The sequence below is a fragment of the Leptolyngbya sp. FACHB-1624 genome (genome assembly GCF_047649235.1).
Taxonomy (GTDB): domain Bacteria; phylum Cyanobacteriota; class Cyanobacteriia; order Leptolyngbyales; family Leptolyngbyaceae; genus Leptolyngbya; species Leptolyngbya boryana.
The window spans coordinates 4279615-4305871 of the sequence record NZ_CP180258.1 but is presented as its reverse complement, the minus strand read 5'-3'; the positions used below and the strand labels follow the sequence as shown (position 1 = coordinate 4305871).

The 26257-nt window shown below is 45.9% G+C and carries 29 protein-coding genes and 1 pseudogene; 23 read left to right on the top strand and 7 right to left on the bottom strand.

The features are described from left to right. Nucleotides 1-50 precede the first annotated feature (50 nt). The 3 genes from ACMUEV_RS20470 to ACMUEV_RS20460 all read right to left on the bottom strand — a co-directional run bounded on the left by ACMUEV_RS20470 (nt 51) and on the right by ACMUEV_RS20460 (nt 3211). A complete protein-coding gene (locus ACMUEV_RS20470) occupies nt 51-1238 on the bottom strand; it encodes a S8 family peptidase (RefSeq protein WP_190652498.1) in 1188 nt (395 codons plus the stop codon). A 69-nt stretch (nt 1239-1307) separates the two neighbouring features. Continuing rightward, on the bottom strand, nt 1308-2129 hold the full coding sequence (locus tag ACMUEV_RS20465; RefSeq protein WP_190652499.1) for a MinD/ParA family protein: 822 nt from the start codon (nt 2127-2129) through the stop codon (nt 1308-1310). Nucleotides 2130-2140: 11 nt separating this feature from the next. Further along, nucleotides 2141-3211, bottom strand: coding sequence for a DUF3365 domain-containing protein (locus ACMUEV_RS20460; RefSeq protein ID WP_199329641.1), 1071 nt, complete (start codon nt 3209-3211; stop codon nt 2141-2143). A gap of 205 nt (nt 3212-3416) precedes the next feature. On the opposite strand from ACMUEV_RS20460, the gene ACMUEV_RS20455 reads away from it, so the two are divergent. The 8 genes from ACMUEV_RS20455 to ACMUEV_RS20420 all read left to right on the top strand — a co-directional run bounded on the left by ACMUEV_RS20455 (nt 3417) and on the right by ACMUEV_RS20420 (nt 12364). Then, entirely contained in the window at nt 3417-3656 is a 240-nt protein-coding gene (locus ACMUEV_RS20455; RefSeq protein WP_190652500.1) for a CTB family bacteriocin, read from the top strand. Nucleotides 3657-3737: 81 nt separating this feature from the next. Next, complete coding sequence (locus ACMUEV_RS20450) at nt 3738-3974, top strand: CTB family bacteriocin (protein WP_199329642.1); 237 nt, start codon at nt 3738-3740, stop codon at nt 3972-3974. Between the two features lie 39 nt (nt 3975-4013). Further along, nucleotides 4014-4259 carry a CTB family bacteriocin gene (locus ACMUEV_RS20445; protein WP_190652501.1) on the top strand — a complete coding sequence of 82 codons (246 nt, stop codon included), beginning with the start codon at nt 4014-4016 and terminating at the stop codon, nt 4257-4259. Nucleotides 4260-4386: 127 nt separating this feature from the next. Next, nucleotides 4387-4674: a hypothetical protein gene (locus ACMUEV_RS20440; protein WP_190652502.1), complete on the top strand. Its 288-nt coding sequence runs from the start codon at nt 4387-4389 to the stop codon at nt 4672-4674. 42 nt (nt 4675-4716) lie between these two features. After that, nucleotides 4717-5808: a cyclic nucleotide-binding domain-containing protein gene (locus ACMUEV_RS20435; RefSeq protein WP_190652503.1), complete on the top strand. Its 1092-nt coding sequence runs from the start codon at nt 4717-4719 to the stop codon at nt 5806-5808. 13 nt (nt 5809-5821) lie between these two features. Continuing rightward, nucleotides 5822-7270: an NHLP bacteriocin system secretion protein gene (locus ACMUEV_RS20430; RefSeq protein ID WP_190652504.1), complete on the top strand. Its 1449-nt coding sequence runs from the start codon at nt 5822-5824 to the stop codon at nt 7268-7270. A gap of 1 nt (nt 7271) precedes the next feature. Then, nucleotides 7272-9419, top strand: a complete 2148-nt coding sequence (locus tag ACMUEV_RS20425) for an NHLP family bacteriocin export ABC transporter peptidase/permease/ATPase subunit (RefSeq protein WP_190652505.1) — start codon at nt 7272-7274, stop codon at nt 9417-9419. Nucleotides 9420-9421: 2 nt separating this feature from the next. Continuing rightward, a complete protein-coding gene (locus ACMUEV_RS20420) occupies nt 9422-12364 on the top strand; it encodes an NHLP bacteriocin export ABC transporter permease/ATPase subunit (RefSeq protein ID WP_190652506.1) in 2943 nt (980 codons plus the stop codon). Nucleotides 12365-12515: 151 nt separating this feature from the next. On the opposite strand, the gene ACMUEV_RS20415 is transcribed toward ACMUEV_RS20420, so the two are convergent. After that, entirely contained in the window at nt 12516-12869 is a 354-nt protein-coding gene (locus ACMUEV_RS20415; RefSeq protein WP_190652507.1) for a hypothetical protein, read from the bottom strand. Nucleotides 12870-13039: 170 nt separating this feature from the next. Between ACMUEV_RS20415 and ACMUEV_RS20410 the strand changes: the two genes are divergently transcribed. Continuing rightward, nucleotides 13040-14899, top strand: coding sequence for a hypothetical protein (locus ACMUEV_RS20410; RefSeq protein WP_415354671.1), 1860 nt, complete (start codon nt 13040-13042; stop codon nt 14897-14899). A 184-nt stretch (nt 14900-15083) separates the two neighbouring features. Here the strand turns inward: ACMUEV_RS20410 and ACMUEV_RS20405 are convergent, their stop codons facing one another. Continuing rightward, nucleotides 15084-15470 (bottom strand): class I SAM-dependent methyltransferase, encoded by a 387-nt coding sequence (locus ACMUEV_RS20405; RefSeq protein WP_242044553.1) that lies wholly within the window; start codon nt 15468-15470, stop codon nt 15084-15086. Nucleotides 15471-15758: 288 nt separating this feature from the next. Between ACMUEV_RS20405 and ACMUEV_RS20400 the strand changes: the two genes are divergently transcribed. The 14 genes from ACMUEV_RS20400 to ACMUEV_RS20335 all read left to right on the top strand — a co-directional run bounded on the left by ACMUEV_RS20400 (nt 15759) and on the right by ACMUEV_RS20335 (nt 25524). Next, nucleotides 15759-16001 carry a hypothetical protein gene (locus ACMUEV_RS20400; RefSeq protein ID WP_242044551.1) on the top strand — a complete coding sequence of 81 codons (243 nt, stop codon included), beginning with the start codon at nt 15759-15761 and terminating at the stop codon, nt 15999-16001. Next, nucleotides 15965-16657 carry a transposase gene (locus ACMUEV_RS20395; protein WP_242044549.1) on the top strand — a complete coding sequence of 231 codons (693 nt, stop codon included), beginning with the start codon at nt 15965-15967 and terminating at the stop codon, nt 16655-16657. The genes ACMUEV_RS20400 and ACMUEV_RS20395 overlap by 37 nt, the downstream gene beginning before the upstream one ends. A gap of 67 nt (nt 16658-16724) precedes the next feature. Further along, nucleotides 16725-16877, top strand: coding sequence for a hypothetical protein (locus ACMUEV_RS20390; RefSeq protein ID WP_415354670.1), 153 nt, complete (start codon nt 16725-16727; stop codon nt 16875-16877). Between the two features lie 344 nt (nt 16878-17221). Continuing rightward, nucleotides 17222-17416, top strand: coding sequence for a hypothetical protein (locus tag ACMUEV_RS20385; protein ID WP_415354669.1), 195 nt, complete (start codon nt 17222-17224; stop codon nt 17414-17416). Further along, on the top strand, nt 17413-17928 hold the full coding sequence (locus ACMUEV_RS20380; protein ID WP_415354668.1) for a rhodanese-like domain-containing protein: 516 nt from the start codon (nt 17413-17415) through the stop codon (nt 17926-17928). Before ACMUEV_RS20385 ends, ACMUEV_RS20380 begins: the two co-directional genes overlap by 4 nt. Nucleotides 17929-18008: 80 nt before the next feature. Further along, a complete protein-coding gene (locus tag ACMUEV_RS20375; protein WP_415354667.1) occupies nt 18009-18545 on the top strand; it encodes a DUF3122 domain-containing protein in 537 nt (178 codons plus the stop codon). A 217-nt stretch (nt 18546-18762) separates the two neighbouring features. Then, a complete protein-coding gene (locus ACMUEV_RS20370) occupies nt 18763-19635 on the top strand; it encodes a hypothetical protein (RefSeq protein ID WP_415354666.1) in 873 nt (290 codons plus the stop codon). A gap of 60 nt (nt 19636-19695) precedes the next feature. After that, nucleotides 19696-20250 (top strand): PspC domain-containing protein, encoded by a 555-nt coding sequence (locus ACMUEV_RS20365; RefSeq protein ID WP_415354665.1) that lies wholly within the window; start codon nt 19696-19698, stop codon nt 20248-20250. Between the two features lie 17 nt (nt 20251-20267). Further along, complete coding sequence (locus ACMUEV_RS20360; protein WP_415354664.1) at nt 20268-20642, top strand: hypothetical protein; 375 nt, start codon at nt 20268-20270, stop codon at nt 20640-20642. After that, nucleotides 20642-21310 carry a GIN domain-containing protein gene (locus ACMUEV_RS20355; RefSeq protein ID WP_190651677.1) on the top strand — a complete coding sequence of 223 codons (669 nt, stop codon included), beginning with the start codon at nt 20642-20644 and terminating at the stop codon, nt 21308-21310. The genes ACMUEV_RS20360 and ACMUEV_RS20355 overlap by 1 nt, the downstream gene beginning before the upstream one ends. Nucleotides 21311-21690: 380 nt before the next feature. Beyond that, nucleotides 21691-22539, top strand: coding sequence for a DUF6920 family protein (locus ACMUEV_RS20350; RefSeq protein WP_415354663.1), 849 nt, complete (start codon nt 21691-21693; stop codon nt 22537-22539). Nucleotides 22540-22618: 79 nt separating this feature from the next. Beyond that, nucleotides 22619-24337, top strand: a complete 1719-nt coding sequence (locus ACMUEV_RS20345; protein ID WP_190651684.1) for an ABC transporter ATP-binding protein/permease — start codon at nt 22619-22621, stop codon at nt 24335-24337. Nucleotides 24338-24367: 30 nt separating this feature from the next. Then, nucleotides 24368-24718: a hypothetical protein gene (locus ACMUEV_RS20340; RefSeq protein ID WP_190651686.1), complete on the top strand. Its 351-nt coding sequence runs from the start codon at nt 24368-24370 to the stop codon at nt 24716-24718. Between the two features lie 332 nt (nt 24719-25050). Further along, nucleotides 25051-25524, top strand: a complete 474-nt coding sequence (locus tag ACMUEV_RS20335) for a hypothetical protein (RefSeq protein WP_199329521.1) — start codon at nt 25051-25053, stop codon at nt 25522-25524. A gap of 30 nt (nt 25525-25554) precedes the next feature. On the opposite strand, the pseudogene ACMUEV_RS20330 reads toward ACMUEV_RS20335, so the two are convergent. Both ACMUEV_RS20330 and ACMUEV_RS20325 read right to left on the bottom strand, forming a co-directional pair. Continuing rightward, a pseudogene (locus tag ACMUEV_RS20330) lies at nt 25555-25803 on the bottom strand (DUF6713 family protein); the annotation flags it as partial. A gap of 17 nt (nt 25804-25820) precedes the next feature. Then, the gene (locus tag ACMUEV_RS20325; RefSeq protein ID WP_190651688.1) at nt 25821-26189 is read right to left on the bottom strand and encodes a DUF2834 domain-containing protein; all 369 of its coding nucleotides are present in this window, start codon (nt 26187-26189) and stop codon (nt 25821-25823) included. Nucleotides 26190-26257: the final 68 nt, after the last annotated feature.

The following is a 26257-nucleotide window of genomic DNA, read 5'->3' as shown; positions in this document are numbered from 1 at the left end:
TTGCTAATATTGGTATATTTGTATTATCTTTGTAGAAACAACGTACTACTTTAACTGATTGTGGTTTGAGTCAGGATCTGCCGAATTTGAGTTGGAGTCAGATTAGGATTGGCACTAAGCATTAGAGCAATAACCCCTGCAACATGGGGAGCAGCCATCGAAGTCCCATTTTCTGAAGCGTAGTTCCCATTCGGGACTGTTGAATAGATATTAACACCGGGTGCAACAATGTACGGTAGTCTGGAATCTTGTCCAGCCCGATTTGAGAATTCAGCCATGTTCCAATTTTCATCGATCGCGCCGACTGCAATGCCCCATTTTTTTGCATAGTAAGCTGGATATTCAGGTTCAGATAGCTGCTTATTTCCGGCAGCGATGACGACCATCGAACCTCGCTCTGCTGCATATTGAATCGCCATTGCAGTTTCAGGCATCGGAGCAAGTCCGCCGAGACTTAAATTGATTACATCTGCACCATTGTTAGCCGCGTAGACGATGCCTTGTGCGATACTTGAATCGCTTCCAGCTTGTCTATCTAGTGCCCGAATCGGCATAATTTTTGCATCGAATGCGACTCCAATAATTCCTGCTCCATTTCTCTCAGCCGCAATTGTGCCTGCAACATGAGTGCCATGCCCATCAGAATCCATTGGGTTATTATCCCCACCTAAGAAATCCCAACCAATCAAGTCATCGACATAGCCATTACAATCGTCATCAATGCCATTTCCTGAAATTTCTTTTTGATTGATCCAAATGTTGTCATTGAGATCGCTGTGGGTAAAGTCAACGCCACTGTCAATCACTGCGACGACAATATCCTTCCCAGTATAGCCAGCATTCCAAACTTCGGGAGCGCTAACTGCATCGAGTCCCCAAAGCCCTATTGAACGATATTGGTCTGCGACAGGTGCAAAGCGTGATGTTCCAATTGAGGCAGCTACAGCAGAAGCAGCATCAACTAAGCCATAGCCATAGATTGAGCTAAACGAGTGCGATGCTAGGGCCACTTGAGAAGTGAAGAATTCAGAGTTTAAGCTTGTGAAATCCTCATAGCCTTGAGATGAGACAGCTGTATTTTTTGCACTGAAATCGGGTTGCTCAGGTTGGCTTAGAGCACGAAAACAAGAGGGAGCGAATCCGCAGTCTAATTGGGATCTGTAGGTTTGAGAAGAAGCTGAATCATTAAATAAGCTAGAAACAATGTCCAAAGCGTTGTTTGCTTGAGAGAAAAGCATGGCGTGATCTCTGATTTATCGTTGAAGTGACGCTATCTCGTAGTTATTGTAGAAACTCGCTTATGCAAATTAGTACCGATGCATTATGGATTGTTGAGCATCCATGTGCGATCGCGATTGATCCTGAACCTGAGAAGCAATTGCTTGAATCCCTTTTGACCATAGATGATCAGGATGTCGTAAGCAGAAAATATCGCTACTCGCTAGCTGAAACATTTCGTCACAAACAGGCAAAATTCCAGCAACTGGAGCTTGATAACTATTTTGAATCTGCTGTCGGAGTGCCTCAAAATTTAAGCTCGGCAATGCTTTATTGACGACTAAAAGCATCTTGGGGACATCTAACTTTCGTGCAACGTCGATCGTCACTGCTGTTCCTTGATAATCCTGCTTGTCTGGGCGTAAAATAACTACTAGTACATCAGAAATGATCACCGAAAGTAATGTCTCTTCATTGATTCCAGGATGAGTATCAATGAATAAGTAATCGAGTTGGAATCGCTGCATTATTTCTCGAAAACCATCATTGAGCAGTCGCGCATCATACCCTTCTCGAAGAATTCGCGAAATCTCTCCAGTTTTGATGCTAGATGGGATTAGATAAATCTTACCGCGATTGCCTCCAAACCATCCGCGTCCGGTCGAGATCATCGAACTGACATCATGAACAGTCGCATCGATCGTACAACGTCCCCAAAGATAGTCATTTAAGGTATAGTTGACCTTCGTTTCATCCAGTCCAAAAGGAACGTGAATCCCAGGAGATTGAATATCAGTATCTACGATTCCGACTCGGTAGCCCGATTTTGCAATCCAGGTTGCTAGATTTGCTGTCACATTCGATTTTCCGGTTCCACCTCTAAATGAGTGGATTGACACAATTTTTGTCATGAATGCTCTCCTCAATTGTTCTTAGGCTCTGTCCACTGGTCACGAATCTGCTTTGCACTCCGCTGCAATTCTTGGAAATAGTCTGTTTCTTCGATTTCTGAAACCTGCTGAATTCGCTGATTGTGGTCGATTTCAACTCTCAATTGTCGGAGTTGCTCTGCTAATTTTTGCTCTCGATCGCGAACTTCTTGCACCATACGTTGAAAGATTTTACCGAGTTGTCCGAGTTCGTCTCCTCGCTGTGCAATTTTGTTCAAGCCTTTGCGCTCTAAAATCTCGACATCTGCTACATCAAGTTTTTCTAGACAGAGTTGTTCTGCTAGATTTGCCATAGGCTTTAAAGGTCGGATCACTCGTCGTTTCAACAAATAGTTCACAAGCAAGAGAACTAATGCAAAAATGGCTGTAAAGATAGTGATGAAGACAAATAATGCTTGGCGTGCATGACTAAAGACTTCATGAGCAGGTAAATAGACAATACGAGTGCCAATAATTTCATTGAGATGCCAGCCATATCCATTTTCGCTGCCATAACGATCGCGATGACTCTTCGGGGCTTGCTCAGGAATTCCATGACACTTCAAGCAACTTTCTTGATGAATCGCGAGAGGTTGAGCGCTATAGAAAAGCTGATTCCGAAAACCAGAAAGGGTTTTCAGTGTACGATCGTTCTGGAATCGCTCGATTAATTTTGCTTCAAATAGATCAGATTTATCCACTGGATTTGTTGGATTGAGTGCAGCGGTTTTATAGAGATAGTCTTTGTACTTCCAATTTTCTTGTAATCGGCTAAAAACTTGATGAGAAGCAACACTTGGAATGCTTTCAGGAATCAGGCGAGTTTGAGAATCTAGCTCAGTTCGCAAAAGAGGGGTGACCTGCTCATTTGTATAGTTACTGACTGAATTCATTAAGTGCATAACGAGTTGAGCGCGATCGCTAATTTCGGTTTCTGCTCGATGCTCCAATGCTTTAGACAGTGCAAAGCCTCCTAATCCAATTCCAACAATAAAGATCAGAGATAGCAATATTGTGAATTGCGAGGCGAGCTTTAATCGACGCAGCATTTCTCTAAGTTTCATCGCAGTATTCTCCTACTCTGAAGTGCTTCTAGTTCCGAGCTAGTAAGAGTTATGCAAGATCTCATACGAAAGTTGGGGATCCTTTATTGGAGGGCGAAATACTGATGTTCAAACGTTTTGACGATGTGGAACCTGGTTACTAGCTTCTATAGTGTGTACATGTTCAAGAGAACAACAAACCACTCAAAACAAAGGAGAAACAACCATGTTGAACGAAATCAAAGCAATCGAACTGTCTGACAACGAATTGGATGGTGTTAGCGGTGGCGCAATCACGATCGGTGATGTTCAAGGCTACGCTCAAACGGCAGTCAACGACTTCTTTCAAAAGAACATGACTGTGGCGCAGCAAACCTTTGCAGGGCCCAATGGTAGCGGCACTGCTTCAGTGACAAACGTTGGAGTCGTTGGTACTTTTGCAGGACAAAACATTGTCGTAGGCTAGTCCACTCAGGGAGGTGAAAGATACCACTCACTTCATCTCCCATCTCAATTTTCAATTTATCTAAATTAAGGAGAAACAATCATGTCTGAATTCAACGCGATCGAGCTTTCCGAAATCGAATTAGATGTAGTTGCAGGCGGTGCAATCACGATTAGCGATGTCCAAGGCTACGCTCAAACGGCAGTCAACGACTTCTTTCAAAAGAACATGACCGTGGCGCAACAAACTTTTGCAGGACCTGGTGGGAGCTTCACTTCGTCTGTTATGAACCTCACAGAAACCAAAACCTCAGCAGGTCAATCAATCGTTGTCGGCTAGTTTGAAACATCAACCTCTAAATTTACAGGAGAAATCATCATGGAACTCAAATCACATCTTGTTGTTGAATTGTCTGAAACCGAATTGGAAGATGTTGCAGGCGGTTTATCAGTGACCATTGGCGATGTCGGCGGATTTTCTCAGACTTCTGGCAATGGGTTTACTCAAAAAGGAATGACGATCGCTCAACAAACCTTTGCAGGACCAAACGGCAGCGGAACCGCTTCGGTCTTTGACTTCAAATTCATTGATAGTTTTGCAGGACAGAGTATTGCTGCAAGCTAAATCTTATTCCGCTCTGTAATTCTAAAATCTCCGATTTCGCTCAGAAATCGGAGATTTTTCTCACAAGTTGCATCACTTCTAAGCGAACAGAACTAATGTTATTCCAGCAATCATGGAGAAAGTCATCATGAATGACGACCACGCTCACGTGTGCCGAAGGCAACGCGATCTGTCTGAACTTTCTGAAGTAGAACTTGACCAGATTTCGGGTGGAATCGATATTTTTCTATCCGGTTCCTTCTTTGATCAACAGGTTAATTTCTCCCAGCGGGGTCGGCGCAGACGGAAAAATTCACAAGGTTCTTCTAGCTCGCTTGCTTCTGCATTTCAGTTTGCGGGTTCTGGCTTTAATTCTGTTGAAGATGTTTTAGCTGTTCTCAGAGGACTCGCCAATCTATTCGGTAGAAGAAGCTAAGGTCTCCTCGCTCCATCGTTCCATCGCATCAGGAGTTATCCCATGACAGAAATTCTCCTTAAGGAGCTCAGTAATCAAGACATTGATTGGCTGTTAGCCGCAGGCTATCAATCTGAAATCGAAGCGAATACCGTTCTTATTCAACAAGGGCGACCTCTAGAAGAATTTCATATTTTGCTAGAAGGAAGATTAGCCGTTGCGCTCGCTCAAGATGAGAAAAATCCCCTAGGACGAGCCTTTGCTGCTTTAGAAGGAGGGCATCTCATGGGGCGCGAAATTGCACAGCTATCAAGCGGCGAAATTGTGGGAGAGATTCCTTTTCTCGAAACCTATACTCCCTCAACAACAATTCGTGCGATCACTCGATCGAAGATTCTATCAATTGCGCGATCGCAGATCCTCCAAAAGCTCACACAAGATCCTAGTTTTGCGGCTCATCTTTATCGTGCGAGTGCTGTTCTACTGGCAAGCCGTCTAGAACAAATGATGCTCCAGCTTGGGCGTAGTACCGTTGTTTTAAGTCAACCGCAATTGAGAGAAGCTCTGATTGTCTTTGCAGAATTGCAGGACAGTGATATCGACTGGCTCATTGCTGCAGGACGAGTGCATCAGATTGCTGCAGGAACGACTTTAATACGGCAAAATCGACCGATTGAAGCGTTGCACATTCTACTAGATGGCGCAATTGCACTCACCACTTCCGAAGAAGAGAACAATCCACTCGCCACGGTGTTCTCAAATTTAGAAGAAAATCCAGAGATCGAGAAAGAGTTTGCGCGTCTTTCACGGGGCGACATTATTGGCGAAACGCCTTTTGTAGAAGCGCAATCTCTCAGTGTGAATGTTCGAGCAGTCAAAGAATGTCAAATTCTCTCGATTCCTCAATGGCGGTTATCTGCAAAATTACTTCATGACATTGGCTTTGCTGCAAGATTTTATCGAGTACTGGCAATGTTACTTGCAGATAAACAGCAAGCAATCGTCTCTCGTTTAGGATATGGCAGATTGAGCTATAGCCAGGGGAAATCCTTGAATTCTAACTATGCGAACGAATTGAGTAGTCATTTTCTGACTCAAATGGCACTCGCGGGAGCACGGTTTGAATGGATGCTGCAAAGAATTCGGATTAACTAAAGGGATTAGGGGCATGGTCACAGAGCAGAAGACACAAAAAACTCTCTTTCGCAAAGAAGCATTAGAACGGGTTGCTTCTCCTGAAAGACTGGATCAATTAGTACAAGTTGTCAATCCGCAACGATGGCTGTCTCTTATTGCGCTCGGTTCTCTCGTAATAGCGGGTGCAACCTGGAGTGTTTTGGGACGGATTCCTATCACAGTAACAGGGCGGGGAGTCTTTGCTTATCCAAGTAAAGTTACAACTGTTCAGGCACAAAATTCTGGGCGAATTTCAGCGCTGATGGTGAAAGTAGGTGACTCAGTTAAAAAGGGACAGCTACTAGCCACGATCGATCAATCAGAGCTAGAAAGTCAACTTAAGCTTGCACAAGAGAAATTAGCACAGTTGAAAGTTCAGGATCAAACCGCCGCTTCAGTACAGACTCAGCGGAATGCGGTTGAAAAAATCGCGATCGCACAGCAGCGTCAGACCCTTCAACAGAGCTTAAACACGGTTCAATCTCTCTCGCCTGTTTTGAGAGAGAAGGGATTAGATGCAATTCAGCGCGAACGACAAAAGCTACAAGAACGCTTACAAACACTCCGAGAAATGGTTCCAGTCTACAAACAGCGATGGGAACAACGCCAGAAAATTCTTGCCCAAGGCGCAATTACGAGAGATGTTGCTCTACAAGCTCAACAAGACTATCTCAGTTCTCAAGCACAAATTAGCGAAGTGGAATCTCAACTCAAACAGCTAGATGTCAAAGAAGCAGATGCCCAACGCGAATATCTACGGAATGTCAATCAAGCAGATGAGTTACAAGCTCAAATGAAAGCATTAGATAGCCGAGTTGCTGGACAAGTCGAGCAGGATCTAGCAACTGATACCAATCGCCAAAAAGAAATTCAAGAAACCCAGCGGCTCATCACTCAGCTAGAGCAACAGCTTAAGCAAAATAGTCAAATTATCAGCGACTACTCTGGGCGAGTTTTAGAACTCACCGCAAAGCCAGGACAACGGCTCGAACCCGGTGCAGGAATTGGCACGGTCGCAGCACAGGAAGAGAGCGCTCAACTGATGAATATTGCCTTTCTCCCCGTCAGTGAAGGGAAGAAACTGAAATCCGGAATGTCTGTTCAAATTACGCCCACAACTGTGAAACGTGAAGAACTGGGTGGAATCGAAGGCAAGGTCAAAACTATCTCAGCTTATCCAGTTACACAGCAAGGGATCGCAAGCTTAATTGGCAATTCTGACATTCTGCCGAATTTGATCTCCGAAGGTGCACATCTTGCTGTATTTGCTGAGCCGCAGACTGACGAATCGACTCCGAGTGGCTATCGTTGGTCATCTTCAAAAGGAACCACACAAAAGCTCACTCCGGGTACAACCACAAGTGTAAGAATCACGATCGAAGAACGTGCCCCAATTAGCTTCGTTCTCCCCATTCTCAAATCTTGGACAGGGATGAATTGATATGACTCAACGATTGCGCCGCACACCAACTCTACTACAAATGGAGGCAGTTGAATGTGGAGCTGCTGCTTTAGGTATGATTTTGGGTTATCACGGGCGGATTGTTCCGTTAGCTGAGTTGCGTCAGGCTTGCGGCGTTTCACGGGATGGAAGCAAGGCCTCAAATATTCTCAATGCCGCTCGAAGCTATGGATTGCAAGCAAAAGGCTTTAAGGTCGATCTCGCTGGACTGCAAGAGCTTGCGTGCCCTTACATCGTATTTTGGAACTTCAATCATTTTCTAGTCGTTGAAGGCTTTCGACAGCAGCGCGTCTACCTTAATGATCCAGCAACAGGATCTAAAACCGTCTCTTTAGAAGAATTTAGCGAAGCTTTTACAGGAGTCGTTTTGGTTTTTGAGCCGAGTGAAACTTTTGAGAAAGGGGGGCGGAAATCAAATCTCACATTGGCTCTATGGGAAAGATTGCGCAGTTCGATTGGGTCATTACTTTTTGCTGTGATTGTTGGGCTTCTTCTGGTTTTACCTGGGTTAGCAATACCAGCATTTTCACAAGTCTTTATTGATCAAGTTTTGATTCAGGGACGAGAAGATTGGTTGCGTCCTTTAATCATTGGAATGATGGTTACTGCGATTCTGACAGGTTTACTGACGCGATTACAGCTTCAACTACTGCGACGAATGCAAATCAAGCTCGCCATGTCAATGTCAAGTCGGTTTTTGTGGCATCTTCTGCATTTACCTGTGAGCTTTTATGATCAAAGATTTGCAGGAGAAATTAGTAGTCGGCTTCAACTGAACGATCGATTAGCAAGTCTGCTCTCTGGTCAGCTTGCAACGACTGTCATTTCTGCGGGCATGGTGGTATTTTATGCCATTGTCATGCTGCAATATGATCGCGTTCTGACTCTAATTGGAATTGTCTTTGTCCTGGTGAATCTGCTTTTACTGCAATGGGTTGGGCGACAGCGAGCCGATGCAAATGTGCGACTGATGCAGGAACAAGGAAAAGTCGGTGGCGTTGCGATCGCAGGTCTGCAAAGCATGGAAACGCTGAAAGCTTCTGGCTTAGAATCTGACTTTTTTACACGTTGGGCAGGGTACTATGCTAAAGCAATGAATGTTCGTCAAGAAATGGGCAGCTTGAACCTAAAACTAGGAACACTGCCTGGCTTTCTCTCTGGCTTATCTTCGATGTTGCTCCTTGCTATCGGAGGACTTCGGGTTATGGATGGTGCACTTAGCATTGGGATGCTAGTTGCGTTTCAATCTCTGATGCAGCAGTTTATGCAGCCTGTGAATCAATTAATGAGTTTGGGCGGAGATTTGCAAGAGTTAGAAGGCAATTTAAACCGATTAGACGATGTGTTGAGTAATCCAACGGAAACCATTACAGAAAGTTCTAGCAATTTACCTGCACAGCCAAAGTTACAAGGCTATCTAGAACTACGTAATCTCATATTCGGCTACAACCGTACGGCCGCACCTTTAATTGAAAATTTTAATTTATCCCTCCATCCCGGTCAGCGAGTTGCCTTAGTTGGAGGAAGCGGTTCTGGAAAATCCACGATCGCGAAACTTGTTGCAGGGCTTTACCAACCCTGGTCAGGAGAAATCTACTTTGATGGGCAAGCGAATCTACCCAGAGCGATTTTTTCTAACTCAGTTGCAATGGTCGAGCAAGACATTCTGCTTTTTGCGGGATCGGTTCGTGATAATTTAACCCTGTGGGACTCGACAATTCCCGATCGTAATTTAGTTCAAGCTTGTCGGGATGCGGCGATTCACGATGTAATCTTATCTCTGCCAGGAGGTTACAGTGCTGACTTACTCGAAGGCGCGACTAATCTAAGCGGCGGACAGCGGCAGCGGCTAGAAATTGCACGGGCATTAGTTAACAATCCCTCGATCGTGATTATGGATGAAGCCACAAGTGCATTAGATACCGAAACCGAGAAAATTATTGACTATAACTTACGGCTACGCGGTTGTACTTGCTTAATTGTGGCGCATCGGTTGAGTACGATTCGCGACTGTGACGAGATTATTGTATTTGAGCGCGGTAAAGTCGTACAGCGCGGAACCCATGAAGAGTTGCAGCAAGTTGAAGGCACATATTTGAATCTGATTAGAAGTGAAGAGAAAGAATAGCAATGTTAGCAGAAGATACCTCACAAGATTCTTACTATCTCAAAAGTAATGAACCATTGTTACTCGACGATCGAGAAACAATCTGGCTCGTTCGGTCTGGCTCATTTGCAATCTTTGCGATCGCAGTAGAACATGGCGCACCAAGAGGGAAACGTCGCTATCTCTTTAGTGTTAAATCAGGTGAAGCAATGTTCTGTGCAAAGCTGCAAACCGCAGACATTCAACAGCAACTGCTTGCCGTTGCTTTAGAAAATGCTGATATTGTCGCGCTCAAACCATTAGACAACTCGAAATTCAGCTTTCAATCTGAGACAGACGCACAACTAAGCAGAAGAGTTTTATCTGAGAGCAATTTTCTCGATCCTTGGAGCATCACAGAATTACTCGATCGTTGGATTGATCATTTAGGTTCCGCCCTCTCAGAAATTGCTTCACCAAAGCTGCCAACCCCATTCGAGCCAACGGGATGTGGCATTCTAGCAGAAGGTGAAATTTTTCAACCGACACAGGTCGTCTGGACGCGAATCCTGCAAGGACGCGCAAAATTCTTAGGACTGCTCGATCTCACATTCGACAGCGGACGAATTCCGCTTCAAAGGAATCTTTGGCTCCATGCAACTGATGTCGTCGAACTCGATTACGACACGACTCATCGCATTACAGACGAGAAAGCCCTACTTAACGGAATTCATCAATTACAACTCTTTGTTTTACAAGTCATCCAATGTCTTGAGCAAGATGAATTACAACAAGAATTAAAACGTTTTGAAGCGAGAGAAAATCTAAACAATCAAGCAATTTTAACGACGCTTTGTGACTTTTCGACCGTTTTTGAAACAAATTCCCCTACTAGCGCAGCCCTCAAAACCGCACCCAACCCAGAAGAAGCCCTACTCATCGCCGCAGGTGCAGTAGGACGACCGCTCAACATTACAATCTCACCCCCTACGAAATCAGAAGATTTACAGCGAGTTCGCGATCCATTAGACGCAATCGCACGAGCTTCTCGCATCCGAATGCGAAGAATTACTTTACGCGATCAGTGGTGGACTCAAGACAATGGCGCACTGCTAGGATACACGATCGAAGATGAACGCCCTATTGCATTAATTCCTATCTCAGAAAGTCGATATGAGATGATTGATCCGTTAGAACAGACTCGGCAGATTTGCGATCGTAAAACTGCTTTATCGCTTTCTCCAACAGCTTATACTTTCTATCGTCCTCTTCCCGAACGGCTGAAAGTTCTGAATTTACTAAAGTTTGCAACTCAGGGACATGTGAGAGAACTCATTACGATCATGCTGACTGGAATTGCAGCAACTTTACTGGGAATGATCACACCTCAAGCCACTGCAATCCTGATTGACCAAGCAATCCCTGATGCAAATCGTTCAATGTTGCTTCAAGTCACACTTGGATTATTTGCAACTGCTTTGGGGACAACCTTATTTCAGCTTACGCAGAGCATTGCAACCCTGCGACTAGAGACATTTGCTGATTCGACCACGCAAGCCGCAGTCTGGGATCGATTGCTTAATTTGAAAGTGTCATTCTTTCGAGACTATTCTGTTGGAGATCTGAGTGCAAGAGTTTCTGTGATTGGGCAAATCCGCCAGAAGCTCAGTGGGACTATCATAAAAAGCTTATTTTCTAGCCTATTCTCACTGCTCAATTTAGGATTACTCTTTTACTACAGCATTCCACTTGCATTGATTGCGCTCTGTGTTGCATTGCTTAATATTGCAGTCACGATCGTTGCTGGAGTACTCACACTTAAACAGGTTCGACCCTTACTCGATCGACAAGGGCAACTCTTCGGCACGATGGTACAACTTATCAATGGCGTTGCAAAATTTCGAGTCGCAGGAGCCGAACCGAGAGCTTTTGCACATTGGGGACAATCCTATCGACAGCAATTAAAACTGACGCTGAGTACAGAAGCGATCGAAGATAATCTGACTGTGATCAATCATGTTCTTTCAGCTTTGACTCCTGCGATTCTCTTTGCATGCTCTGCCTATCTGATCCAGAATTCTCAATCCTTCACAACCGGAACATTCCTTGCATTTAACACAGCTTTTGGAACATTCATTGGAGGTGCAACAACCTTAAGTACAACCGTTGTCGATATTTTAGAAATTTTGCCCCTATGGGAGCGGGCACAGCCGATTTTGCAAGCTACTCCAGAAGTCGATGCTGTCAAATCCGCAGATCCAGGCCGGCTATCAGGCAAAATTGAACTCGATCACGTCATGTTTCGCTATCGCGACGACGGAGCAATGATTCTAAATGATGTGAGCTTACAGGCAGAACCAGGACAGTTTATCGCTCTAGTAGGCGCATCTGGAAGTGGGAAGTCTACACTCCTTCGATTATTACTAGGATTTGATATACCCGAATCGGGTGCAATTCGATTTGATGGACAGGATTTAGCTGGATTAGACATTCATGCAGTCCGGCGACAGCTAGGAGTCGTTTTACAAAATAGTCGAGTCATGGCTGCCTCAATCTTTGAGAATATTGCGAGTAATGCGCTCATTAGTATGGACGAAGCTTGGGAAGCTGCGCGGATGTCAGGATTTGCAGAAGATATTGCTATCATGCCAATGGGAATGCACACTGTTGTCAGTGAAGGTGGCACAAATCTATCGGGCGGGCAGAGACAACGATTACTGATTGCTCGTGCTTTAGCTCTGCGCCCAAGAATTCTGCTTTTTGATGAAGCAACCAGTGCTTTAGACAATCGCACTCAAGCAATCGTGAGTGAGAGCTTAGAGCGCTTAAATGTAACCCGAATCGTGGTTGCCCATCGTCTGAGCACAATTCGCAATGCTGATCAAATCTATGTGCTAGAAAAGGGACGGCTTGTTCAACGTGGAAATTTTGATCAGCTTGCTAGCCAGGATGGATTGTTTCGGCAATTAATCGATCGACAACTATAGCAATATCCGGCGTTGTACAATGGTAGGATAAGATCAATAATAAGAACATAAAACGTCTCCATTGTTTCTCTATTGCTGTGACCAAAAATGATCATCGCCGTGGCAAACAGAATTACTGCTGTCAGTCCTGCGGGTGGCAGTTTATTGAGTCCTATGAAGTCAGCAAGGGGGAACTCTCAGATTCAAAGCTCAAGGTCATGGATGATTGCGATCGCTTAGACTCCTCGACCAAGGAATCGACCAATGCGCCTTCAAGTTCAATGGAGCCGACCAGAATTCTTTCCACAGCACCAATTAAACGGAGTAATTGAGCTTGAGCTGTCGAATTTTCCGGCTTCACTAGGGCAGCCTGAGCCGTATTTACTCCCGGTTGTACTGCAAGATCTTCGGACAACTCACCAGCGTGAATCTTCGCCTTAACCTGCTCAACAATCCCACCTAACCGGAATTCTTGAAGCATTGCAACGAGTTCCTGGTAGACCTGCTGGCATTCTTGCTCAGCCATGGAGTTGTCTCTTAGCTTTGCCCTCTACACGTATATTGTCGCCTGATCTCCCACGAGATACGCAACCAGTGCGGACATAAATGCTAGAAACAAGACATAGAGGGGATTCTAAAGTTCGATAAATTCGCTAAGAAAAGACATCGAGCCATACTGCATGGAGGCAGTTCCCGATGTCAGAAAACAATGTTAGCTTTACTGTAGCAGGTTTATTAGAAGTTAGTACCACAGAACAATCCAATCTTGCCATTCCAAATTGGTTGGCAGAAGCACTTTTAGTGGGACAATACTGGAATCAAACTGGCTTGCTTGAACAGTTACAGCAACAGGTTCGAGTCAGTCGCGGACGGATGGGACAGTATGAGGTGTGTGACTTTGTGCTGTTACTGCTCGCTTATGCCGTTAGTGGAGTCGAAACGTTAAAGTTATTTTTCGAGCAAATCGAGAGCGTTAAACCTGTGCTAATGTCAGTCTGGAAACGAGCAAAGTGTCCAGTCGCAGCAACCTTGAGCCGTTTTCTAGCCGATGTCGATGAGTCTGCTGTCGAACAACTGCGAAGCATATTTGAGATGGATTTACTGGCGCATCCGATTGAAATGAAAACCGCAATGGGATTGAGTGACCGCACTGGAAAACGATGGGTGGTCTTTGATGTCGATGGGACGGTGAAAGCAACCCGGCATCGAGCTTTAGTCAATGCAGCGACGCACCCACAGGTGAAGCGGCGAAGTGAAAATGCTTGCGCTCCAGGGTACGGGGGACGTAAACGCGGAGACTATGTTCGCACCCGCAGCACGGTGGCTTGTGCTCATACCCATGAATGGTTAGGCACCTTTGCTGCTCCTGGAAATGGCACTCCGAAGCCAGACCTTGCTCGTGCTTGTGGATTAGTACAACGCTATCTTCAGAACCAAGGGTTACCTATCGAGCAGGGCATTGTTCGACTCGATGGACTGTACGGCAGTGCGAGCTATGTTAGCCCGTTGCAACAAGCGAAGATCGCTTATGCGATTCGTTGCCGCGACTATCATTTGCTCACTGATCCGATAGTTGTAGAAGCGCTAAAGCAACCCCCTCATGCCACGATTACCTATCCGGATAGTCCTCATCCCCGCGAACTCTTCGATCTTCCTTGCCTTGATTCCACGCGGCGAGGCTACCATGAACCGATGCGCCTGGTGATTGTCCGCATGGAGCGATTTGACAAGCGCAAGCGGGCAGTGGGGAAATGCAACGGGAAGTACATTTATGAGCTATTTCTCACCTCACTCCCAGTCGAGCAATTTACTGCAACGGATGTCCTCAACCTCTACTGTGGTCGGGGTGGATTTGAGCAAACGCTCTCAGAAGAAGACAAAGAACAAGATGGAGATCGTTGGTGCAGTTGGCAGGCGCAAGGACAAAGCTTTTGGCAGATTCTGAATCAATGGGTGTGGAATTGGCGCATTCGGGCGGGAGTTGTACAGTCGCCTCAGTTGTGTGGGCGGCAAACAGAATGGTCGTCTGCTTTACCAGAGATGACGAAGGAATGTGCGGCTCCTCAACCCGAAGCTTCTCAACCTGCATCTGTGCCTCAATCGAGTCACCCTACCCCTCGCTATGGTGCAATGACGGTCTCAGAGGGCTGGGCAAAAAGTCGTCATAAGTATGCAGGCAAAGATTTCAAGATCAGGGATGATGAATCTGTGGAATGCCCCGCAGGTCATCGGATGTACCGCCGTGAAATTCGCTATACTCGCCGTGGCGATATGCAAATGCTGTTTAGTATGAATCCGCGCATTTGTGCGAGCTGTCCCGTGAAGCAACATTGTCTGTCCGATGATTCCAAAAACACCAATGGCAGACGAATTTCAGTCATCCGAACAAAGCTGCCTCCGGTTCCGACAGTTGCCGTAGAGCCTGAGATTGATCATTGCTCAAGCTCCGATGCAGACCGTACAGGGGACTCAAGCGTTGATCTGGACAGACATTCCAGCCACTCAACTGCGACGAGAGATTCGGCAACACCTGCGGCGACACCAAGCTCGAATTGAACAGAGCAATTCAGCAATTCAAACTATCAAACCTGCGATCTCTTACCTGACTCGCAGCCAACGCGCTCATCGACGACTCGCTTGGGCAGAACGATTGAAACGCAATGCCATCCAATCCAGTACACTCCAGATTTCTGTCGAGATTTTTGGCGTGTCGCCAAAGTTGATTGAGTTCCTCAACTGCCTATCTGACAAGCGTTCTGAGCCTTCCTAATGCACTGGTTGCGTATCTCGTGGGCATAACATCAAATTGAGCTTGATGACGATCGTAAGCAGTCCGCATGTCGCAAACCGAAAAACGAATGTCTAAATGACGGGCTTTGGCTTCTTGCTGAGCGCGATCGATCTCCTTCACAGAAAGGTCAGAAGCTGTGACCCGATACCCTTGAGTTGCTAATCCAAGTGCCTGCGTGCCAATGCCACAGGAAACATCTAAAAGGGTGTGTGCTTCGCTCCAGTGCGATCGGATGATTTGGGACAGCTGAGTCGCTTGAAGTGCGATCGCAGCTTCCCAATCGCCATAGATGATGTGATAGAAGGGCGCAAGTTGATCATAAAAATCAGTCATCATACGATTCCCAATTCGAGTTCTTTTCCCAGCCCATCGCTGACTCAATCTTGAAACCTGCTCCAGCAAAAGCAATGCCGAAGATCACCCCAAATAAGATAAATAGTGGGCTGAAACCCGCTACGAAATAGCCGAAAATCCCGACGATCACAGAAAATACCCAGAAGCTAGATACCCATTTGGGTAGCTTTCTAGCTCGCCAAGAGCCAACTGCAAATAAACTCAGACCGACGGTGAATAGAGTTGTTGGGGAATAGGGGATAATCGAAAAGAATCTGTCAATCAAGTCCTATGCTAAATCTTGAACGCGCCCTCAACCAAGATCGACTGCTACGAGCCTTGACGGGGCTGAATCGAAAAGCCTTCGATGCCTTGCTGCCCAGTTTTGAGCAAGCGTTTGAAGCCAGTCGAATTGCTGCGAAACCGCAGCGAAAACGGGCAAGAGGCGGCGGACGCAAGCAAGATTGCAAAGTATCGAAGCCAAGTTGTTCTACATTTTGTTTTACTTCAAGTGCTATCCCACATCTGATTTAGCGGGTATTTTGTTTGACCTCGACCGTTCACAGACGCACGAATGGATGCACGAATTACAGCCCGTTCTCGAAGCGGCACTGGGTCAAGCGATGGTGCTGCCAGAGCGCAAGTTGCGGAGGATCGAAGCGTTTCTGGAACGGTTTCCAGGCGTGGAGCGTGTGATGATCGATGGGACAGAGCACCCGATTCAACGCCCACAGGATGCTGAGGAGCAAACGCTCAACTCCTCCGGGAAGAAACGTCGGCACACTCGCAAGCACCTAGCGGCAGTAGACCAAACGAAACGAGTTTTAGTGCTGAGCCAAGCCAGTGAGGGAAAGCTCCACGATCAGCGATTTGAAGTCGAAGAGGAGATTGCTTTTCACATTCCCGATGAGATTCCGATTGAGGTCGATTTAGGGTTCCAAGGCTTGCAGTCCGAGTATACGAATATTCGCATTCCGCACAAGAAGCCGAGAGGAGGTGAGCTAACTGAGGAACAGAAGCAACAAAATCGCAGCTTGAGCCAGTCGCGAGTGGTTTGCGAGAATGCTTTCGCAGGCATCAAGCGCTATGGTGCGGTCAGTGCGATTTATCGGAATCGAACCCAGGATTTTGATGACCATTTGATGCTGACTGCTGCTGGATTGTGGAACTTCTACTTGCAAGTTGCTTGATCCGGCTACAGAAAACGGAAGTTATCAGAATCTCGCTTTGAAGCAAAATTATTCCCCAACAACTCTAATGTATCTACCGTTTTCTCCGATCGCAACGAGTTTAGGATTTGTGCCCTTGCCAGCCATTTACTTTCTCTGGTTAGCTGCAATCCTAACTTGCTATTGCGTATTAACCCAGTTTTTCAAAACTTGGTTTATCAGAAAATATGGCTATACCTAAACTTCAGGCGCTTCACTTCTAGTCACGTACTCGCGGTTCCTTTGGAGTTGCGCCAAGCGCTAATCGCGGCTCAAAAACGTTCGACTAGATTGGTCAAAGATTTATATCGTAATCAATCGATTCACTCAGTAAATCAAACAATCGTTTCTTAAATTAGTAGACGGACTATGGTTTTCGTAATTGATCGTCTAAAAGAAGAAAAATAAACAGTAGGAGGTTCGCTTAGCGGGATCTCATCACCGCAGCATGATTTCCTATCGCTCCAACCATTCAGATATCAGAATGCGCCTGAACGTGATTAAGCGGGATTGCCCTAACTAAAGACTAAGTCCAGGGAGAAGTTCATGGAAATGCAGATGTCCAAAAGTCATCAAACGACTTACAACGCCGTCTTTCAGCACCCGATCGCCCAGAACCTGCAATGGCACGATGTGCGATCGCTACTAAATGCACTAACGGATGTGACAGAAGATCATAACAGCAATCTGAAATTTGCGCGAAATTCTAAATCAGGAAAACGTATCTTAGAAAATCTATGATGTTCAAAAACTTCCTCTTAACAATTCTGCTCGGACTCGTATTATCGATCGGACTCTTTTTTGGCGTTGGGCAATCCTCGATCACTGCGGCACCTTCTTCTAAATTTATGGCTGGGGTCAAGCTTGCGGCAGTTGCTGAAGTTACACCGAACGTGGAATCAGAAGTCGATCGCTTTCTCACGTCGATACCAGCGGGGTATTACACGATCGCTGATGTCCAAGGGTTAAAAAAACTGTTAGAGAACCCTCAAATCGGGTTGGTGGATGTGCGAGAACCCTCTGAATATCGGTTGGGACATATCCCCAACGCGATTAACATTCCGCTCCGAACCCTGACTCATAATCTAGACAAAATCGTGAGAGATCGCCCTATGGTGCTGTACTGCTCCTCCGGTTATCGATCAGCAATGGGAGTAATGACCCTACACCTGTTGGGCTATGAGAATGTGCAGGGTTTTCCACCTAGCTTTGCAGGTTGGAAAGCCGCAGGAGAGGCGATCACCTCTAGCTAATGTACCAAAAAATTTAGGATTTTAATCCTAAATTTCTACGCTGGAATTGAAAGAGAACTTAAATTTATGAGGACTTTTGTATGAATGCTATCTGCTTCCACTTTGATAGCTCTAAAATTCGCCCCATCCGCTGGCTGTTGGCTGTTCTACTCTGCGTTTTACTGCTTGTTTTGAGTCCCTTTCCCGCTTTTGCTGCTGTGACACAAATCGAAGAATATCCAGGGCAAATGCTCTATCAATCCAGGCAAAACTTGCAAGATCAGACCGGAAAGTCCTGGCAGGCGATCGCCTTCAAGCGTATCCATCCTGAAGGTAGTGCTATTGTCTCCCTGCGACTAGTGGGTTTTCCGGGTGCGGTGGAATTAGACCACACTCAACCGCTGATCCTGAGTACATCTATGGGGCAAACTCTAACCGCCAAGGATATTTCTAGCGAAATTTCTCAAGACACACTAACCCAAGCGAATGTCGCAGAATATGACGTTAAATCTGTCCTACCGCAATTACAGGCTGAAATTCCGCTTCAACTAACTTTACCAGTGGTCAGTGGTTCAGCAGTCGAGCTAAAAATTCCATTCACGGCAATCCAAGAGTGGCAAAAGATTTCTGCTCGTTAACTAACCCCAAAAGTCTAAATCGATGAGTCCACAAAAATCCATGTTAGTTAAAGAATGATTCGCCGCTGGTTTAACGACGCTGACCCGTTGATTGGTTTGCGCGGAAATGATGGGAAATTTACTATGAGTCATCTCATTCATACGTTCCTCACAGTTTCCTTATCTTCGATATCACAAGAGATAGTCGATGCTCTTATCGTTCACGAGGATAAAATCTATGAAATGGCAACGATTCATTCTGGCTTTTATCGCTACGATTTGCTTGCTATTTGCAGGTAACGCCTTGGCACAGACTGATATCAATATCAACAATACCAACCTCATTCGCTTTGGCGGCAGTGTGACCGTACCAGAGAACCAAGTGGTCAAAAATGCCCTTGCGTTTGGTGGGAATGTTACGGTATCTCCGAATGCCAAAGTTTTGGATACTGCGATCGCGTTTGGTGGGAGTATCACACTGCAAAAAGGAGCGCGGGTAGAGGGTGATGCTTACTCGTTTGGTGGCAAAATTGTGCAGGAACCGGGTGCCATCATCACTGGTGAACGCGCTACATTCAGCGATCAACATGGCATGATGTATGGCTCTGATCGAGGTAGAAGTAGTTTCTTTGCTCAGTATTTCTTCAGTGTCATCTTTAGAGTGAGTGCTGCTGTCGTAGCAGCGATCCTAGGGCTGATTGTTTTACATACCAGCCCAAAGTTCCTACTGACTTTGGCTACAAAATTGCACCAGTCCTCCGGTTTGATAACGATATGGGGAATGGGAGCGATTGTTGCCGTTATCTTCGTCACTGTGTTTTTGGCAATTACTCTCATTGGTATTCCACTGATTCCATTACTGATTCTGACTACGATTGTCACTGCTCTAGTCGGGTCACTCGGCGTGGCACTTTTTGTCGGTCAGCGCGTGATACGTAATGGAAATTGGTCGTTACAGCAGCAGTTCTGGGTAGGTTTAGCGATCGTGACGGTTTTTACCCTCATTCCATTTTTTGGAGGGTTAGTCGTTTTCCTAGTCAACTTGTTCGGCTTGGGTGTCATCTTGCTGTGGCGATTTGGTAAAGAAAAACCTCAAATCGCGGCTGAGTGAGCAGGATCAATCCATCAAATCAAATTAGAAACCGCTATTTGACCTAGTTTAAGAAAATCCATGATTTACCTGCCCTTGATTTCAATCCTGTTGCTGGTTGGACCAGCACTTGCAGCGATCACCATGACGCGATCGCTAACCATCCGTGGACATTTAGTTTTTTTGGGCATGTGTATCCTCTATGGAATTTTTCCATTCCTGTTGACTTGGGGGGGGATGGGTTTGGCTGAACGCTTTGGTTGTTCAGCGGAAGCAATTCGTTTTCGTTGTCCGTCCTCATCTTGGCTTGGAGAAGTCATTTCGGGAATGTTCCTGGCTCACTGGCTAGCGATTTTCGCGGTTCCATCCGCCATTTTTGGTGCGATCGGACTCCTGATTTCTTTGAGGCTCACGCTCAAGCGATCGAATGCCAATACTCCCGTCATCCCAAGGACTGGACTTCATCGCAGTCGCCATAAAGTTGTCGCAGGCGTGTGTTATGCCCTTTCTCAGCAATGGAATTTACCAGTCCTGGGTGTCCGGATTGTGACCGTTATTTTAGCGATCGTCATTCCTGGATTTATTTTTCTGTACTTTTGGTGTTGGTTGGCATTCCCAATCGAGCCGCGATCTTAACCTGTAGGAGAACAATCATGAATCGACGCAATGATCATCAAAATTCTCGCCACCCAAAAACCACCTTTGCGGGACAGTTAGTTTGCCCCTATTGCCAAACAGCTTTTCCCATAACGTGGCGGCAATATTGGCTTGCACCGTTGGGAAAGTATCGCTGTCCTGAATGTAAGAAAGTTTCTTATGCCAAGGGCAACGCATTTTGGGTCTATCCAATGATCATTGGAGCAACGCTACTAGGCGGAATAGTTGCTGTTCTTTTATCATCATATTTTTCCAGCAATATATTAATCTCAATGATCTTCTTTGCAATAGGTGGCTTGTTCATCGGCATCCCAATGGATAGATGGGTCGATGGGCATTTAAGACGACTTGAACCAAGGGAGACAAAATAATGGGATCAAAGCGATACGGGTTAGTTGCGTGCTTAGCAACTTTGAGCATGTTCACGGGCTGCTTTTTCACTGTGCCTGGTAGTAGCGTTAGCGGATCAGGCATTGTCAAAACTGAGTCCAGAACAGTGGCTGGATTCTCATCGATTTCCTTTAAATCCGTAGGCAAAGTCACAGTGCAGCAGACCGGGAAAGAATCCCTCACGATCACTGCTGACGATAATATTCTGCCTCTTCTAGAGAGTCGTGTAGCGAACAACATTTTGTATCTTGCTCTTGCAAAAGATAGCAAGATGAACCCGACCCAACCCATCAAGTTCGTGATAGAGGTTAAGAGTCTAGAGAGCTTGAGCACGGACGGAGTTGGTAGTGTAGAGGCACAGGGCATCCAAGGCAAACGATTGGCAGTTGCGATGGATGGCGTGGGGGAAGTCGCGATCGCGGGAAGCGCCGACACGCTAGATCTCAGCCTTTCCGGGGTCGGAAGTTACCAAGGCGAGGCATTTCAGACTCAGCAGGCGACTGTCCGAAATAGCGGCGTGGGGAGTGCCGTGGTCAATGTGAGTCAGCAGTTGAACGCTGATCTATCGGGTGTGGGGTCAATCGAGTATGTGGGTTCTCCCCAAGTCCGAAGATCTGGGAAGGGCTTGGGAAATGTCAAAAAACGGTAGCTTCTGTCAAAGCAAAGCACAACATGAAAAGTGGAAGCAAATTGATACTGATTAAAGTCATCCACACTTTGATCTGGGTATTTTTCAATTTCGTGATTTTCTATATGCTTTATGCTGCGATCGCGAACAAGCTGGATATCTGGCTCTGGATCGGTTACGGATTTATATTGCTAGAAGGACTAATCCTACTTACCTTCAAATCCCACTGCCCCTTAAATCTGTTAGCTCGAAGATACACCAATTCCACAAAGGACAATTTCGATATTTATCTTCCCAGTTGGCTAGCCAAGTACACAAAGTTAATCTACACCACTATCTTCGCGATCGTTCTTATCATCACCCTCTATCAGGTTCTAAATTAACAAACAGAGGTCAGTATCATGTGGATTCAATGGATTGCAATGATTGGTGTTTTGATCATCGTCAGCTTTGGAATTGCTGCCATTTATGGTCGCTATCGCTGGCAGTTAGATAGCGATAGCCTACGAGCCAAATTAATCAATGGACAGCAAACAATTAAGCCCAAGATCTACGACCAAAGAGAGATTGAAGGCTTGCCAGATCCCGTACAGCGATTCTTTCAGACCGTCCTCAAAGATGGACAAGCGATCGTAACTTCGGTCAGCCTCTCTCAGGAGGGAAAGTTTAATATGAGTGAAACTGAAGATCAGTGGAGTCCGTTTACTGCCACTCAACTTGTGACTACTCAACGTCCGGGTTTTGATTGGGATGCGCGTATTCAGATGGCTCTAGGACTGAATGCTTTTGTCCATGATACCTATCTGTTAGGAGGAGGCAGTTTACACGCATCATTACTCGGTCTTTTCACCGTTGCGGATGTGCGCGGTACCCCTGAGGCTGCCCAAGGTGAGTTATTACGGTTCTTTGCTGAAACGACTTGGTATCCTACTGCACTGTTGCCGAGTCAGGGGGTGCGCTGGGAAGCTATTGATAACACCTCTGCTCGCGCTACTTTCACAGATGGCACAACAACGGTTTCCCTCGTGTTTCGGTTTAATGCTGAAGGAACGATCTCGACGATGCGGGCTGAAGCTCGGTATCGCGACAAGCTGACTACAATGCCTTGGAGCGGTCGATTCTGGGAATATTCAGTTTGCAATGGGATGCTGATTCCTTTAGAAGGTGAAGTGGGATGGGAGTATCCAGAAGGCACTCGGCTCTACTTTAAAGGAAGAATTACAGAGATTCACTATGAGTTTGCATTGTGAGGACATATGAACGATTCCCGGCTTGGTGTAGCAGCTAGGATTAGTTCATTAGGTAAGCCATTCTGTATGAATACAAGTAATGCAACGATTTAATCTAGTTATATTCAAGCAGTTCTGGGCGATCGCTAAATCCTATTGGTCAAGCGACGAAAAATGGCGTGCCCGTGGATTATTGCTATTCGTCATCCTATTGTCCTTGGGTTACACAGGAATTAGTGTGCTTCTCAACAACAAACGGGGCGCACTAATCTCGGCACTGTCTGCTCAAGATGAAGCGAGATTTTGGCAAACGATTCTGATTTTCGCTGGAACATTAGTGATTTATGCACCGCTGTACGCGGGTTATGATTATTTGCGCGATCTCTTGGGTGTAGAGTGGCGGCGATGGCTCACTAACCATTTCATCGATCGCTACTTTCAGAATCGGGCATTTTATGACTTAAACCATACGGATGCCGACATTGACAACCCCGATCAGCGGATTACTGAAGATATCAAAAGCTTTACCCAAGAGTCGTTAACGCTATTGTTGGCGATCGTTGACTCGCTGTTGGCGATCGGTGCCTTTAGCGGTGTGCTCTGGCGCATTTCTAAGCCGTTAATTTTGTTTTTGGTACTCTATGCGCTAGTGGGTACCTTGGTTACAGTTGGGGTATTCGGAAAGCCTTTAGTGCGGCTCAATTTTGAGCAGCTTAAAAAAGAAGCCAACTTCCGTTTTGGTTTAGTGCGGGTGCGCGAAAATGCTGAAGCGATTGCCTTTTACCAGGGAGAGCAGCACGAGTCTGATCAAATCAAAGGCAGATTTATAAAAGCATTTGATAACTTCAAGCGCTTAATCTTTTGGGAGTTAAATCTTAATATCTTGACCAACGCTTACGAATTTGTTCCCTACATTCTGCCTGCAATCGTGGTTGCACCCGGCATTTTCGCAGGTGAGTTAGAAGTTGGCAAAGTCACCGAAGCACAAGGGGCTTTCATCCGAGTCTTTTTTTCACTTAACTTGATTGTAGCGCGCTTTCAGTCTATTGCTACGTTTGGCGCAGGTGTTAATCGCTTACATACCTTTTCGGAATCTTTGGATATCCGGTTAACCCATAAGGCGACTGAACTCGCTGAGCAAACCACGATCAAGACTGAAATTTCTGACTGCCTTGCGTTAGAAAATATGACGCTACAAACACCCGACTATCAAAGGACTTTGGTGGCAGATCTATCTGTGACGCTATCCACGGGTGAGGGTCTGCTAGTGAGAGGTCCGAGTGGGTGCGGGAAGAGTTCCTTGCTAAGAGCGATCGCTGGACTGTGGAATGCAGGCACGGGAACAATTTTGCGACCAACCCTTGAGCAAATGCTGTTTTTATCGCAGCGACCTTACATGATTTTAGGGACGTTACGAGATCAAATGCTGTATCCAAAAATGGATGAGTCAGTTGAAGACTCGCATCTGAGGCGAATTTTGATTCAGGTAAATTTGCCTGACCTAGAGCAAAGTCATGGCGGATTCAACGCTGAACAGAACTGGGCAGAGGTTCTGTCTTTAGGAGAGCAGCAGCGCCTAATTTTTGCGCGTCTTCTGCTTAATAAACCAAGTTACGCCATTCTAGATGAAGCTACTAGTGCCCTCGACTCTAAGAATGAAGAACATTTATATCAGCAGCTAGAAGACTCTGGTATGACCTTTCTGAGCGTTGGACATCGAGAGAGCCTGAGCAATTATCATCAGTCTATTTTAGACTTTACTGTCAATCAAACTTGGTCACTAAAAGCTTCAGAAGCTCCACCTAATTTTAACTTCTAATAATCTTGCTAAGGGAGACGTAAAGTTAGCATGAGTAGATCCGATCAATCCATAACTGATCATCCGAGTATTCATCCAGGCATGGGCGCAAATCTGTTTGGCGATGGGTGCTCGTTTCGAGTTTGGGCACCGAATGAGATTGCGGTTTCAGTTTGTATATGGCGCAGCGAACAGATGTCTCAAGTTTCACTTGCGCCAAAACCGAGTAATTCTAGCTATTGGTCGGCTGATGTTGTGGGCGTTGTGGCAAAGCAATCCTATCAGTTCTTGATTGAAAATAAAGGTGGAGATGTCTCTAATCCGGGCGGTACGGTTTCTCGTGTAGATACCTATGTACTAAAAGATGGGGACGGCTCCAATTGGGTTAGCAATGGGAAATAGAGCAGCTAGGGTTCCGATCGTATAGGTCAATATTCCTGACACCATGCTGATTTAACTCAACAAACGACGCTCATCGTATTATTGCAGCGATCTCGCTGTTAGTGGTGAGCAAAATTAAGGGCTGCCGATAAGACATCATCTACTCCTTTTGAATGGTTTATCAGAATTTGCACAACTTATACGTATCAATACTTCGGACAGTTTTTGAGAAGCTCGACAGGAAAACTATTCGTCCGTTAAGGTGCTAATTAGAAAAAAGCGCACCGGACGAATAGTCATATGGAAATGGTACAGAGCCAACTTACGAAAGTGGGTCATCTCGCAAACCGCAATTGAAATTTCTCGTCACCTTATTCACGACGATTTTGATTGTGTGTGGCAAGGTCAACTTTAGCAATCTCAGTCGATACAGTGCGTTGAACGAGAAGACCTACCGCCGACAGTATGGACAGGCCTTCGATTTTATCGGATTGAACCTGAGTATTGTCGCAGCGGCAACTGCAACCGGGCAATCGTGGTTGGGAGTGATAGACAGTTCTTTTATTCGCAAAAGTGGGAAGACGACCTTTGGCTTGGACTGGTATGACAACGGCAGCGCGAGTCGGGCTGAGAAAGGATTGGAAGTGTCGCTGATTGGCGTGGTGAATGTCGAAACTGAGCAAAGCTATGCCATTTCAGTGGAGCAAACATGCAGTCAGAGCGATTTTCCTGAGTTGAGTCGTATTGACCAGGCACTTGACCAAGTCGCGCGACTGCGACCGCGGTTGCCAGCAACGAGGCGCTGTTTTGCCGTCGATGGCGCTTAGCGCGGAGCGCAACTCCGAAGGAACCGCGAAACCCACATGAGTAGGCAGCACCAACGCACTAACAACAGCAATCACCCGTGAGCAAGTGATGCCAGATGCTTTGCGTTGAACAACAGGAATCAACAAGGAGAGCAATCCGACACACGTAAGAACATTGATGAAGTTGTTAAGCTGTATGCTGCCCGACAGTCGGAATATTTCCCACTCATGCCAGTAAGCCCCATCCACCTGGTGAGTCAGCAAGAAAGCTAAATTAAGAATGACGACTTTGTTGAGCATAAGTAAGAGTATGGTCACTAAGCTTTGATTGCCTTCTGTTCTAGAATTTGTTCACGGTGGTACAAGAACAATGGCAAGGCACACGAAAGCCCAATACCAAAGGTCAGTCCAACATAGACGAGTATCCACGATCGAGCAATCTTCAATCGCTTTAATTCGATCCAGGCAAAGCAAAAGAATGTGATCGCACTAATCGATAAATCACTCGCTACTGTGATAGCAATGTGGTTCGCAAAGGCTCGTTGAAAGAACAAAGCGGGAGAAAGTAGCGCCGTTGGATCTTGTAGCAGCCAGTACCAAGGGAGAATCGAACCTGTAATAGCCAGCAGCAGATATAAAGGTTTTGTGGAAGTTTTAGTTGTCGAAGCATCAGTAGATGTCAGCATCGTTCTTGCCCTCAATTAGGATGCTTTCATCATGCAAGAATGAGATAATTGAAGCAATTACCTGATAG